This window comes from Plantactinospora sp. B6F1 (assembly GCF_040120695.1).
GTDB lineage: Bacteria > Actinomycetota > Actinomycetes > Mycobacteriales > Micromonosporaceae > Plantactinospora.
Genome location: NZ_JBEEAC010000009.1, coordinates 49832 through 63056 on the forward strand (window position 1 = coordinate 49832; position 13225 = coordinate 63056).

At 74.5% G+C, this 13225-nt stretch carries 9 protein-coding genes; 6 read left to right on the forward strand and 3 right to left on the reverse strand.

The window, feature by feature from the left end:
* Positions 1–12: 12 nt before the first annotated feature.
* Entirely contained in the window at positions 13–1260 is a 1248-nt protein-coding gene (locus tag ABNF97_RS14470; RefSeq protein WP_349338838.1) for an FUSC family protein, read from the reverse strand.
* A 159-nt stretch (positions 1261–1419) separates the two neighbouring features.
* Here ABNF97_RS14470 and ABNF97_RS14475 point away from each other — a divergent pair, with 159 nt between their 5' ends.
* The gene (locus ABNF97_RS14475; RefSeq protein ID WP_349338839.1) at positions 1420–2826 is read left to right on the forward strand and encodes an FAD-binding oxidoreductase; all 1407 of its coding nucleotides are present in this window, start codon (positions 1420–1422) and stop codon (positions 2824–2826) included.
* A gap of 212 nt (positions 2827–3038) precedes the next feature.
* Here the strand turns inward: ABNF97_RS14475 and ABNF97_RS14480 are convergent, their stop codons facing one another.
* A complete protein-coding gene (locus tag ABNF97_RS14480) occupies positions 3039–3584 on the reverse strand; it encodes a hypothetical protein (RefSeq protein ID WP_349338840.1) in 546 nt (181 codons plus the stop codon).
* Between the two features lie 63 nt (positions 3585–3647).
* Positions 3648–5471, reverse strand: a complete 1824-nt coding sequence (locus ABNF97_RS14485; protein WP_349338841.1) for a glycerol-3-phosphate dehydrogenase/oxidase — start codon at positions 5469–5471, stop codon at positions 3648–3650.
* Positions 5472–5626: 155 nt separating this feature from the next.
* Here ABNF97_RS14485 and ABNF97_RS14490 point away from each other — a divergent pair, with 155 nt between their 5' ends.
* The 5 genes from ABNF97_RS14490 (at position 5627) to ABNF97_RS14510 (ending at position 13167) form a co-directional block, all read left to right on the forward strand.
* A complete protein-coding gene (locus ABNF97_RS14490) occupies positions 5627–6163 on the forward strand; it encodes a hypothetical protein (protein WP_349338842.1) in 537 nt (178 codons plus the stop codon).
* A complete protein-coding gene (locus ABNF97_RS14495; protein WP_130465267.1) occupies positions 6156–6530 on the forward strand; it encodes a transcriptional regulator in 375 nt (124 codons plus the stop codon). Before ABNF97_RS14490 ends, ABNF97_RS14495 begins: the two co-directional genes overlap by 8 nt.
* A 248-nt stretch (positions 6531–6778) precedes the next feature.
* A complete protein-coding gene (locus tag ABNF97_RS14500) occupies positions 6779–9349 on the forward strand; it encodes a S8 family serine peptidase (RefSeq protein WP_349338843.1) in 2571 nt (856 codons plus the stop codon).
* Positions 9350–9404: 55 nt separating this feature from the next.
* Positions 9405–10370: a GNAT family N-acetyltransferase gene (locus ABNF97_RS14505; RefSeq protein ID WP_130465269.1), complete on the forward strand. Its 966-nt coding sequence runs from the start codon at positions 9405–9407 to the stop codon at positions 10368–10370.
* 112 nt (positions 10371–10482) lie between these two features.
* Positions 10483–13167 carry a LuxR C-terminal-related transcriptional regulator gene (locus ABNF97_RS14510; protein ID WP_349338844.1) on the forward strand — a complete coding sequence of 895 codons (2685 nt, stop codon included), beginning with the start codon at positions 10483–10485 and terminating at the stop codon, positions 13165–13167.
* Positions 13168–13225 lie beyond the last annotated feature (58 nt).

Sequence of the window (13225 nt, forward strand, 5' to 3'; positions counted from 1 at the left end):
CCGATCGCCGGGCTACCGGGCCCGGCCGGGGTCCGAGGAGGTGCGCTCGGCGGGCCGGTCCGACGACGAGAATTCGGGCTGCTGGGCGGCCTCCGTGACGGCGGCGTCGGCGTGCCCGCCCGCCGCCCGGCGGACGAGCTGGTTCGCCTCCAGCCGCTCGATGCCGGTGGCCCGGAGCAGGTCACTGCCGGTGGTACGCAGCTGCGCGATCACCACGCTGCCGGAGAACCCGACCCCCTCGGCGTACGCCCGGCCGGCCTGGCCGATCGCCTGCAGCGCCTGCTCCCGGGCGGCGTCCGGGCGTACGCCCTGCCCGAGTTCCCTGCGCAGCAGCTGTACCGCCTCGGCAAGCGACGCCACCGCGTTGGACATCACCTCCGGAATCGACTCGTCGTCCTCCAGCGCGGTGACCGCCCGCCGGATCAGGGTTCCGCTGTTGTGCACGGCGTGTTCGATGTACTCGGAACTCTCCACGTACCGGAACAGCGCGCCCCGGCGGTGCCAGCGCAACGGTGCCAGCAGCGCGGTCTCCCGGCCGCCCTTGAGCGCCTCCTCGAAGCCCTGAAGGTGCGCCTCCACCTGGCGGAGCCGGTCCAGCGCGGCCTGTGCCCGGGGCGCGTCCCGAGCCTTCAGCGCCTCCGCGGTCTCGGAGAGTTCGTCGGCGAGTTGGCCCAGCGCCGGCCGGGCCGCCCGGTCCACCACCCGCAACGGGTTCAGCGGCAGCAGCAGCGCGAGGACCACGAGCCCGGAGAAGCCGCCGATCAGCGCGTCGATCACCCGGGGAGACTCGATGGTGCCCCGCAGCGGCGCCTCGATGGTCACGATCAGCACGGCGGTGGCCGCCGCCTGGCTGATCACGGCCGGGCCGCCGCCGAGGAAGATGGTGACCACGATCGACAGGAAGACGATCAGACCGAGCTGCCACGGCCCGCTGCCGGCGCCGTAGACCAGCGCGTCGCCGATGCCGATGCCGATCGCGATACCAAAGATCATTTCGACGGTCCGGCGGAATCGCTGACCGACCGAGGAGGCGAGGGTACCGATCGCGGAGATCGGTGCGAAGACCGGCGACGGGTTGCCCAGGAACTCGTGCGAGCCGATCCAGGCCAGCGCGGCCGCCACCGCGGCCTGGAGGGCCAGGATCAGGTTGAACCGTACGGCGTACCAGCGGTCCCGTATGGTGGCCCGGGACCGGTTCCGAAGCTCCTTCGCCAGCTTGGCGATCCGCTCCCGATCCAGCTCCACGGGCGTTTTCGCCACGGTGGTCCGGACAGAGCGCATGGCGGGGACTACCCGCTGACGTACCCGCCGAACCCGTCCGGACCGCGCGGTGCACCTCGACCCCGTTGTCCGAGGTGTTCCCCTGCCGGCCGAAAACGACCATGGTCGGCGTACGTGTCGACGACTAGCCTCCCAGGCATGCCGGATCTTCTCGACGACCTGCGGGCGGCGCTCGGCGAGTCCGCCGTACTGACCGACCCCGACCTGCTCCGCGGCCACCAACGCGACGAGGCGGACCTCTGCGCTGCCGGTACGCCGGCCGTGGTGGTCCGGCCCCGGACCACCGGGGAGGTGGTCGCCGTGGTCCGGGCCGCCGCCGCGCACGGCGTACCGGTGGTGCCGCAGGGGGCCCGGACCGGGCTGGCCGGGGCCGCCAACGCGGTCGACGGGGCGGTGCTGCTCTCCACCGCGCTGATGGACGAGATCCGTGAGGTCGACCCGGTGAACCGGATCGCGGTGGTCCAGCCCGGGGTGGTCAACGCGATGCTGGCCGCCGCCGTCGCCAAGCACGGCCTGCGCTATCCGCCCGACCCCGGCTCCTGGGAGTCGTCCACCATCGGCGGCAACGTGGCGACCAACGCGGGTGGGATGTGCTGCGTCAAGTACGGCGTCACCACCGAGTACGTCCTCGGCCTGGAGGTGGTGCTGGCCGACGGCGAGGTACTGCGCACCGGACGGCGTACCGCCAAGGGGGTCGCCGGGTACGACCTGACCCGGCTCTTCGTCGGCTCCGAGGGCACCCTCGGGGTGATCACCGAGGTGACCGTCTCGCTCCGCCCGGCCGCCGAGGAGTCGCTGACCCTGGTCGCGGTCTTCCCGTCCACCGCCGCCGCCGGCCGGGCGGTCGGGGAGATCTCCGCCCGGGGACTCAGCCCGAGCCTGCTGGAACTGCTGGACCGCACCCATCTCGGCGCGATCGAGGCGTACCGGCCGATGGGGTTGCGGACCGACGCCGAGGCGCTGCTGCTGGCCGCCGCCGACACCGGGACCCGGGCCGCCGCCGACCTGGCGGTGCTGGCCGAGGTCTGCACCGCGAGCGGCGCCGACGAGGTCTTCGCGGCCACCGACGCGGAGGAGGCGGCCGCCCTGCTCCAGGCCCGCCGGCTGGCGCACCCGGCGATGGAACGGTTCGCCGCCGCCAGCTATCCGGACGGCAACGGCGGGCTGGTCATCGACGACGTCGCGGTACCCCGGGACGCGTTGGCGGCGCTGCTCGACGGCGTCACCCGGATCTCCGCCGAGTACGACGTGCCGATCGGCGTGGTCGGGCACGCCGGTGACGGCAACATGCACCCGAACATCGTGGTGGACCGGGCCGACCCGGCGAGCCTGGAGCGGGGCCGGCGTGCGTTCGACGCGATCATGCAACTCGGTCTCTCGCTCGGCGGCACCTGCACCGGCGAGCACGGGGTCGGCCTGCTCAAGCGGGACTGGCTGGCCCGGGAGATCGGGCCGGTGGGCCTGCGGGTGCACCGGGCGATCAAGGACGCGCTCGACCCGACCGGGCTGCTCAACCCCGACAAGGTGCTCCCGGCCGGCGGCTAGGGTCGCCGACCTCCTGCCGGGTGACTTCGCCCTGGTGCACCTTGTCGAGCGGTCGGTGGTGGTCGGACCGGGGCGTGCCAGGGGTGATCACGACGACGAAGTCGGCGAGGGATGCGGAGCGGATGGCATTGGAAGCCACTGGGCAAGCAGGAGTGACACGGCCCTCAGCCGACCCGGTCCGGCCACCGATCACCCCTCCGGGACATGTTCCGCTAGTAGGGAGTCGCCTCCGACAACAGCGAGTAGATCGCCCCGGCGATCTTCGGTGCCGGCCCGCAGGAGTACCACATGACGACGATGGAGCGCCCATCGGTGACCGAGTGCTTAACCCGGTCCTCGCACTCCCGCTTCAGCGGTCGCACCTCGGACTCGGTGGTCAGCCCCGGATCGGCCAGCAGCGCCAACAGCCCGCTGTGCTGCGCCTCGGTCAGCACGCCCCGGGTCGTCGTTTGCGCCTTTGCCATGTCGATGTAGACCCAGTCTCCGGACTTGGTCACCACCAGGTTGCGCAGCAGGGGCCCGTCAAGGCCACCGACGCGGGTCAAGCTGACCAACAGGTTCTCCACGCCGGTCGGCAGATCTCCACCGTCCGGGCCGGCGTCCGCCGGGTCCGCGGACCCGGCGGGTTCGGTTGTCGCCACCGGTCCGGCGGCACCGGAGGGCGGGCCGGCGGCGCCGCCCTGCGGTCCGCACCCGGTGGTCGCGATTATGCCCACCACCACCAGCACCACGCCGGTCCGCCGGCATCGAGATTTCACGGTTGCAGGGTAACGCAAGGCCCATAGTGGACACTGTCCCGTCGCCGGTATCCACCGGGCAGGTCAGCCGGGCAACTCCGCCCCGTCCAGGCCGGCGCCCCGGTCGGCCGCGAAACCCCGGACGTCCGGCGCACCCATCCGGGCCGCGTCGGCGGTGGCGTCGTCCGGCATCCGCTGCGACTGCCGTTCCGCCTGCACCCGGGCCAGGTAGTGCTCGATCTCGCGGGCCCGGACCGGGGCGTCCCAGCCGAGCACCCGGCCCATGATCTCGGCCGCCTGCTCGGCCGACTCGGCGCCCCGGTGCGCCGTCTCGAACGAGATCCGGGTACGCCGGGTCAGCACGTCGTCGAGGTGCAGCGCCCCCTCGGCCCGAGCCGCGTACGCCACCTCGGCGGCGAGGTACTCCGGTGCTCCGGCCAGCGGAGAGCCGAGCAGCGGGTCGGCGTCGACCATGTCCAGCAGGTGGGTGGCGAGGTTGCCGTAGCGCTCCAGCAGGTGTTCGACCACCCCGGCCTGCACCCCGTGCCGGCGGGCCAGGTCGGCCCGGTCCCGCCACAGCGCGGCGTACCCGTCGGCGCCGACCAGTGGCAGGTCGGCGGTGCGGGACGGGCGTACCCCGCCGAGCCGGCGGGCGGCCCGGTCGACCACGTCGGCGGCCATCACCCGATAGGTGGTGTACTTGCCGCCGGCCACCAGTAGCAGCCCGAGCATCGGCTCGTACACGGCGTGCTCGCGGGAGAGTTTCGAGGTCGAGTCCGCCTCGCCGCCTAGCAGCGGGCGCAGCCCGGCGTAGACGCCCTCGATGTCGGCGGTGGTCAGCGGCCGGTCCAGCACGGTGTTGACCTGGGCGAGCAGGTAGTCGATGTCCCGGGCCGAGGCCGCCGGGTGGGCCCGGTCGAGCCGCCAGTCGGTGTCGGTGGTGCCGATGATCCAGTGCCCGCCCCACGGGATCACGAAGAGCACCGAGGTCGGGGTACGCAGGATCAGCCCGGCGTCGCCGGTGATCGCCGAGCGGGGCACCACCAGGTGCACTCCCTTGGATGCGCGTACCCGCACGCCGCGCCGCACTCCGACGTCGCCGAGGAGTTCGGACATGTCGTCGCTCCACACCCCGGTGGCGGCGATGACGGTGCGGGCCTGCACCTCGAACTCGGCGTCCGGTGAGCCGGGCGGCGCCTCCATGTCGCGGATCCGTACCCCGGTCACCTCGCGGGCCTGCCGGAGCAGGCCAACAACCCGGGCGCTGGTCACCATCGCGGCGCCGAGGCTGGCCGCGGTGCGGGCCAGGGTGACCACCAGGCGGGCGTCGTCGACCTGGCCGTCGTAGTAGCGGATGGCCCCGGAGATGGCGTCGGCGCGCAGGCTGGGGAAGGTCCGCCGGGCGCCCTCGCGGGTGAGGTGCCGGTGCAGCGGCATCCCCCGCCCGCCGCCGAAGATCCCGGCGAAGGCGTCGTAGGCCGCGACCCCGGTGCCGTAGTAGGAGCGCCGCCAGGCCCGCCCGGCGAGCCCGGCCGGACCGCTGCCGGGCGGCAACGGCACCAGGATCGGCACCGGGCGGACAAGGTGCGGGGCGAGCCGGGTGGCGAGCAGGCCGCGCTCGGTGAGCGCCTCGTGGACCAGGTGGAACTCCAGTTGTTCCAGGTAGCGCAGCCCGCCGTGGATCAGTTTGCTGGACCGGCTGGAGGTCCCGGCGGCGAAGTCGCGGGCCTCCACCAGGGCCACCTTGAGCCCACGGGAGGCCGCGTCGAGTGCGGCGCCCGCGCCGGTCACCCCACCACCGATGACGAGTACGTCGAACCGCTCGCTCCGCAGCCGACGCAGGTCGGCGGCGCGGCGGGACGGGGAGAGCCGGCTGGCCGTGTTCCGGGAAAGGCTGGGATCACGCACCCGTCAACGGTAGCCGCAGCGATGTCCGGGGCGCGTTCCCCGGTGTCACTTCCGACGGAGTCGCCGGCGGAGGATTGACAGTGGCCATATGCTTTGCATTGCAGAGTAACGCGCTGATGCAAAGTCGATACCGCCGCAAGGTCGAGGAGGTTGTGATGGGTTCCACCGACAAGTCGTACGCCTTCTGGTTCGTCGGCACCCCGCTGCTGTTCGCCGTGACCGCCGCCTGGTACACCATGCGCGCCCGGCGGCTCGGCTTGCGGGTCTCCTGGCCACTCTTCGCCGGCGCCGGTCTCGGGGTGCTGCTGTTGCTCGCGGTCCTCGCGGCGGTACCGGAAACGGAGGTCCGGCCCGACATCCTTGCCCCCGCACCCGACTGGATCTGGCAGGGGTTGTTGAGTACGCCGCTGCTGCCGGTCGCGGTGGCCGTGCTGGCGCTCGCCTGGGCCGAGCGCAGTCCGGGTCTGGCCGCCGCCGGGACCTGGATCGTCCTGCTCACCGCCTGGCTGTGTTGCGCCTCCCCGCTGGGCTACCTGCCACCCTGGGCAACCAACATCCTCGGCGGCGCCTCCGGCTCGCTCGGCGGCCAGCTTTCGCTCCGCCCCGGGCACTACCTTGTCCTTATGGCGCTGCCGCTCGTCGTCTTCGCCGCCGTACGCGCGGCCCGCACCAGACGCCTCCCAAATGCCTGACGACCGGCCGACTCCCGCGCATCCGGCACTGGCCCTGGACGACACCGTGCACCAGCGGGTCCGCCTCGGCATCCTCACCGTGCTGAGTGAGACCCGGGAGTGCAAGTTCGCCACCCTCCGGGACGAGCTGGGGCTGACCGACGGCAACCTCAACCGGCACCTGCGCATCCTCGAACAGGCCGAACTGCTCCGGGTGATCAAGGGGTACGAGGGACGCCGCCCCTGCACCTGGCTGCGGCTCACCCGACAGGGCCGGGCCGCCCTGCGCGCCGAGGTCGCCGCGCTGGAACAGTTGGTGAGCCGGCTGCGCAACGCCACCGCCGAGGCGGCGGAGGCGGCGGAGGCGGCGGAGGCGGCGGAGAACTGAACGCGGCGTACGCGCGGCGGCCGAGGTCGGCGCTGCGCCGCGCGACGTCGTACTGTTCCGACATGCAGGATGGTCCGCCACCGCCGCCCGACGAACCGTCCCGGCCGGCGCCACCGTCGCCGCCAGGACCGCAGCAGCCGTTGCCGCCTACACCGCACCACCCCTGGCCGCCGGCCGCGCACCAGTCGCCGTCGGCTCCGTACCAGCCGTGGCCGGCGGGCCCACCGCAACCCTGGCCGCCGCGCCAGGTGTGGCCGGCGCCCCCGGCCCGGCCGGTGCCGGGGGCCGGGGGCGGGGTCTGGCCGGTGGTCGCCGCCGCACTGGTCGGGGTCTGGGCGGTCGGCGCGACCGTCGGCAGCCAGAGCGTCGCCTGGCTCGTCGAACAGGTCCTGCTCGTCTCCGGCCTCGATCAGCAGGTCTGGCTCTGGCCGGTGACCGGGGTGGTGACCGCGCTGCTCGTCGGGGTACCCGCCGGACTGCTGGCCGTGCTCCCCCGCTCTGCGGCCGTCCGGGCCGCCGGCCGCGCCTGGCTGCTCGGCGCGATCGCGCTCGGCACGCTCGGGCTGCTCCGGGCGGTGCCGCTCACCCTGCCGGAGGCCTATCTCGGCGGGCTGGCCGCGCTGGCCGGACTGGGTGCCCTGCTGATCCGGCGCCTCGGCGGCCGGCCGGAGCGGGTCCGCGCCGAGCCTGCGGCGACCGGTCTGGCCGTGGCCGGTGGACTCGCCCTGCTGCTGCCCTGGGCCTGGTTGGGCGCCCTGGGCGGTGTACTGGAGACGGTCTGCGCGCTGCTCGCCTCGGCCGCGGTCGGCTGGCTGGCCGCCGCCATCCTGGATGGACGGTTCTGGGCCGGCTACGAACGACCGGCCACGAGCGGCGGCCCCGCCCCGGAACGCGCCGCGAACCGCGGTAGCGGCCCCGCCCCGGAACAGGTGACGAGCCACGGCGGCGGCCCGGCACCGGAGCACGCCGCGATCCACGGCGGCCCGGCACCGGAGCGGGCGGTGGGTGGGATCCGGCTGGTCCTGGTCGGCGGCCTGGTCGCCGGGGTGGCGCTGGCACTGGTCGCGGGCGGGATCGGCCAGTCCGGCGCGCAACTCGCCGCGCTGCTCGTCCTCCCACCGGCCGGTTTCGCGATCGCCGCCCTCCGGGTGACATCCCGGGCCCGGTCGACGGCCGGGACCGGCGCGGCGGAAGCCGGGCACCGGCCGGTCGGCTCCGCCCCGGTCGGTTGGCTGGTCGGCCTCGCCGCCGCCGGTCCGCTGGCCCTGGTCGACCCGGAGGAGATCACGCTGCTGCTCTCCACCGCCCGGGACGTGCCGTTCTGGGCCGCCGTCGCCGCCGGCTGCTCGCTCGCCGTCGCACTGCTGCTCGGCATCGGGTACGGCGTCGGCCTCGGCCGCCCCTCCGCACCGATCCCGCGCCGGCCGGTCGCCGCCGCCGTCGCCGGGGTCCTGCTGCTCGCCACCGGTGCGGTGTACGCCGGGCTCGGCGCCCCCGGTTGGCACGGTGAGCGGCTCTTCGTGGTCCTTCGGGAACAGACTGACCTGACCGCGGTGCCTGCGCTGACCGGGCCGGCCGGTCGACAGGCCCGGGGTCGGGAGGTGTACCGCCGGCTGGTCGAGACCGCCGAGCGTTCCCAGGCGGACCTGCGCCGGGAACTCGACCGGCTGCACCTGGACTACACGCCGTACTACCTGGTCAACGCGGTCGAGGTGGCCGGCGGCACGGCGGTACGGGCCTGGCTGTCCCGGCGGCCGGACGTCGACCGGGTACTGGTCAGCCAGCGGTTGCGCCCGCTGCCGGCCAGCGGGTCCCCGGAGCGTGGTGCCGAGCCGGCACCGGCGGTACCCAGCTGGAACCTGGGCCTGATCGGCGCGGACCGGGTCTGGTCGCAGCTCGGCGTCGACGGCTCGGGCATCGTGGTGGGGAGTTCGGACTCCGGAGTGGACGGCCGGCACCCCGCGCTCGCCGCCGGTTTCCGGGGCGGTGACGACTCCTGGTACGACCCGTGGAACGGCTCCCGATCCCCCACCGACCTGGGCGGGCACGGTACGCACACCCTGGCCACCGCCGTCGGCGGGCAGCGGGTCGGGGTGGCGCCGGGCGCGGAGTGGGTCGGCTGCGTGAACCTCGACCGGAACCTCGGCAATCCCGCGCGCTACCTGGACTGTCTCCAGTTCATGCTGGCGCCGTTCCCGCCCGGCGCGGACCCGTTCACCGACGGCCACCCGGACCGGGCACCCCAGGTGCTCAGCAACTCGTGGGGCTGTCCGGCGATCGAGGGCTGCGCGCCGGACACCCTGCAGCCGGCCACCTCGGCGCTCGCGGCGGCCGGCGTCTTCTTCGTCGCCGCCGCCGGTAACACCGGCTCCGCCTGCGGCTCGATCGACGACCCGCCCGCGCCGTACCCGGACGTCTTCACCGTCGGCGCGGTCGACCGGCAGCGCCGGGTCACCTACTTCTCCAGTCGGGGTCCGGTGCCCGGCGGGATGACCAAACCGGACCTGGTCGCGCCGGGCGACGACGTGCTCTCGGCGCTGCCCGGCGGCGGGTACGGCAAGCTGAGCGGCACCTCGATGGCGGCACCGCACCTGGCCGGGGTGGTCGCGTTGATGTGGTCGGCCAATCCGGCGCTGGTCGGCGACCTGGAGACGACCCGACGCATCCTGCTGGACACCGTCACGCCGGCCAGGCCGACCGCCGAGCCGGGCGAGCGCACCGACACCTGCGGCTCGATACGCAACATCACCGGTGCCGGCCTGGTCGACGCGTACGCGGCGGTCCAGGCCGCCCGGCAGGCCGGCCAGCCGAACCGGTAGCCGTGGCCCGGCCGTCGCCGCCGACCGGCGATCTCGGCGGGTAGGGTCGGCGACCATGACTGCCGCGCCGTCGCTGACCGAGTTGACCGACGACCAGGTGCCCGCCGTGGTGGAACTCTGCCGGGCGGCGCTGGATCTGCCCGACGACTCGGCCGAGGCGGCGGAGATCGTGGCCCGGCTCCGGGACGACTCGCCGCTGCCGGGTGCCGCCGGGCGACGCCGTACCGTAGGGGTGGTCGCCTGGCAGGACGGCGCGCTCGCCGGGGTCGCGCTCGGCTCGATGGCCGACCGGGGCTCGGACCGGTCCACCGGGCACCTCGACCTGGTCGCGGTGCATCCCGACCGGCGACGGCGGGGCATCGGCCGGGCGCTGGTGTCGCGGGTGGAGCAGGCCCTCGCCGGGCTCGGTGCGTCCCAGGTACGCGTCGTCGGCAATCCGCCGCACTACGTCTGGCCCGGCATCGACGTCCGGTACACCCCGGCGATCTGCACCGTGCTGGCCCTCGGGTACAGCCCCGAGGGCACCGCCTGGAACATGACCGTCGACCTCTCCACCGAGTCCGCTCCTGGGCTGCGTCCCACCGAGGCGGCCGAGCGACGGTTGGCGGAGCAGGGCGTCACGGTCCGCCGAGCCGAGCCGGCAGATCTGGAGATGTTGACCGGGTTCGCCCGGTCGACCTTCGGCGGCAGTTGGGACGTCGAGTTGCTGCACTCGGTCGGTCGAGCGGGCGCCGGCTGCCACGTCGCCGTCCGTACGCCCACCGGTGGCGGTACGCCGGAACTGCTCGGCTTCGCCGCGTACGGCTCGTCCCGGCCGAGCTGGTTCGGTCCGATGGGCACCGCACCCGCCGCCCAGGGGCTGGGGATCGGCGGCGTGCTGCTCCGCCGCTGCCTGCGCGACCAGTGGGCGGCCGGACATCTGCGGGTCGAGATCGGCTGGGTCGGGCCGGTGCCGTTCTACGCCGGCAGCACCGGGGCGCGGATCGAGCGGGTGTTCTTCCTCTACCGCAAGCAGCTCTAGTCGGATGTCAGCTGCACCGACGACGGCGGCCACGGTTTTCGACCGGCTGCGACGGGGAGAACCGGACCGAACGGCTCAGGTCACGCCTCGGGTGCGGAGTTACGCTGCCGGCATGCTGCCTGGCCCGGACATGCTGCCGCTGATCGGGCGCGATCGCGAGCTGGCGGTGGTGACCCGGGCGGTGTTCGGCGGCGGCCGCTGTGGCGCCCTGATCGCCGGGACACCGGGGGTGGGCAAGACGCGACTCGCCCAGGAGGTGGCGTCGGGCACCGAGGCGGCCGGCCACCGGATGCTGGTGGCTCGGCCGGCCGCAGGAAGTTCCCGACTGCCCCTGAGCGGGCTCGCCGGCCTGCTGCCCGCCCCGACCGGGGCACTCCCGCCGGACGCGGCCGCACCGGTCGGACTCGTCGAGCGCGGGCTGCACGTGCTGCGCGGGCTCACCCGGGGGACGCGCACCGTGCTTCTCGTCGACGACCTGCACCAACTCGACGAGATCTCGGCGATCGTGATCCACCAGCTCGTCGCCGAGCGTGCCCTCACCCTGCTCGCCACCGTACGCGCCGAAGCGGCCGTACCCGGTCCGCTCACCGCGCTCTGGAAGGACCACGGCGTTGTCCGGGTGGACCTTGACGCGCTCACCGCCGCCGAGACCGACAGGCTGATCGGCGCCGCGTTGGGCGGTCCCGTCGAGGGTCGCACGCTGCGCCAGCTCCGTGCGGCCACCGGAGGCAACCCGCTCTTCCTGCGCGAGTTGCTGATCTCGGCCCTGGACGGCGGCAACCTGCGCCTGGCGGACGGGGTCTGGCGGCTGACCGCCTCGCTCGGCCGGGCGGCGCGGCTGGTCGAACTGCTCCGCGACCGGCTCGCCGTCCGGGATCCGGCCGAACGGGACGCGTTGGAGACGCTCGCGCTCGGTGAACCCCTGCCGCTGCCGGTCGCGGTCGAACTCGCCGGTGAGGCCACCCTCGAAACGCTGGAGCGACGTGGCCTCGTCACGGTCGGCACCACCGGTCGGCGCCGCGTCGTCCGGCTCAGCCATCCGCTGTACGGCGAGTTGTTGCGCGCCGATCTGCCCGGGCTGGCCCGGGTGCGGCACAGCCGTCGGCTCGCGGACGCCATCGACGGCACCGGTGCGCGGCGCAGCGAAGACGTGATGCGGACCGCGATCTGGCGCCTCGACGGGGGTGGCACCGTACACCCGCAGCGGATGCTTCAGGCCGCCGAGCAGGCGGCCCTGATCCGGGAGTACGCGTTGGCCGAGCGGCTGGCCTGGCACGCCTACGACAACGGTGCCGGGGTCGCGGCAGGGTTGACCGAGGTACGCGCCATGCTCTGCCTCGGGCGCATCGACGAGGCCCTGCTGCGCTGCGCCGATCTGGCCGGCAAGGCCACGAACGCCACCGAGCGGCTGGAGATCGCCGTCCAGCACGCCGCCGCGCTCGCACATCATGCCGACGACCTGGCGGCAGCGCGGGTGGTCCTCGACGCGGCCGAGGTGGCCGGGCCGGAGTTGGCCGGACAGCTCGACGTGTCCCGCCTCTACCTGCGCTCGTACGGGTTGGACTGCGCGACGGTCGACGCGGCGCTGGCCGTGTTCGAGACGACGGCGCAGGGTGCTGGTCCGGGTTCGCCGGGCGACGACGCGGACCCGGTCGAGTCGCGGGTCACGGCGGCCAGCGCGGCCGCGGCGGCGCTGATGCTCGCCGGCCGGTACGCCGACGCGGCCGGGCTCATCGCGCGGGCCGTCCCACTGGCCGCGCGGCACACCGGCCCGAGCCTGGTGCACGCCGACAGCATGCGGCCGGCGGGCGGCTGGCTGCGTTGCGTCCTGGGTGACCCGGCCGGCGGGTTCGCCCAGACCGAGGCGTCGTACCAGTCGAGCCTGCATCCGCCGGACCGGACCGCGCAGGCGCTGAGCGCCTTCGCGCTCGGCATGATCGGCCTGATGCTCGGCCGGCCGGCGACCGCGTTGCGCTGGGCCAGGGAGTCCTTCGTCGTCGCCGAAGGGTCGCTGCGGCCGGTGTGCCGATGGGCGGCGGCGGTGCGGGTACAGGCAGCGGCGCAGTGCGGCGACGAGGAGGAGCTCGCCGCCGCCACCGCCGACCTGGACCGCTACCGGGGCGGCGAGCATCCCAACCGCCTGTTCGAGATGGAGGTGGCGCGCGCCCGGGCCTGGCGGGCCAGCGTCCGGGCCGATCCGGCGAGTGTGCGAACCCTGCTCGGCGACGAGATCGCTCGCCACGGTGCGGGCGGCGCCTTCGGCAGCACGACCCTCGGCGCCCTCGACCTCGTGCGGCTGGGCGCGGCCGACCTCGCGGTACGCCTGCTGACCGCCTATCCCCCACCGGCGGGATGGGTGCTGGGTGAGGTGGTCGTGCGGTACGCCGCCGCCGCATCGACCGGCGACGGGGCGGGGCTGCTCGCGACCGCCCAGCGGTTCGCCGGCTTCGGCATGCCCCTGCACGCCGCGGAGGCGGCGACGCTGGCGGCCGCCGCATGGCAACGAGCGGGCGAGCCCCGGGCCGCGGCCCGGGCCCGGCTGCTGGCCGTACTGCAGTCGAGGGCCGCCGAACCCGCCGGCACACCGGCGCTGGCGGCGGCCGGCCCGCTCATCGGGTTGACCGAACGGGAACGGGACGTCGTGCTCGCCGCGGCGCGCGGCGAGTCGACCCGAGCCATCGCCACCCGGTTGCACGTGGCCGAACGAACGGTGGAGAACCACCTGCACCGGGCGTACGGGAAGCTCGGTGTCTCCGGACGGACCGGGCTGAGGGACGTCCTCGGGCCGGCGGGCTGAGGTTGCTGACGGCTGCACCGGGTCCGCAACCGTCCGCTCGCCACGCCGGTCCGGTCGA

Coding starts and splice junctions, on each gene's coding strand:
- ABNF97_RS14475 (WP_349338839.1), top strand. CDS start 1,420: ATGCCGGATCTTCTCGACGACCTGCGGGCGGCGCTCGGCGAGTCCGCC.
- ABNF97_RS14505 (WP_130465269.1), top strand. CDS start 9,405: ATGACTGCCGCGCCGTCGCTGACCGAGTTGACCGACGACCAGGTGCCC.
- ABNF97_RS14490 (WP_349338842.1), top strand. CDS start 5,627: ATGGGTTCCACCGACAAGTCGTACGCCTTCTGGTTCGTCGGCACCCCG.
- ABNF97_RS14495 (WP_130465267.1), top strand. CDS start 6,156: ATGCCTGACGACCGGCCGACTCCCGCGCATCCGGCACTGGCCCTGGAC.
- ABNF97_RS14510 (WP_349338844.1), top strand. CDS start 10,483: ATGCTGCCTGGCCCGGACATGCTGCCGCTGATCGGGCGCGATCGCGAG.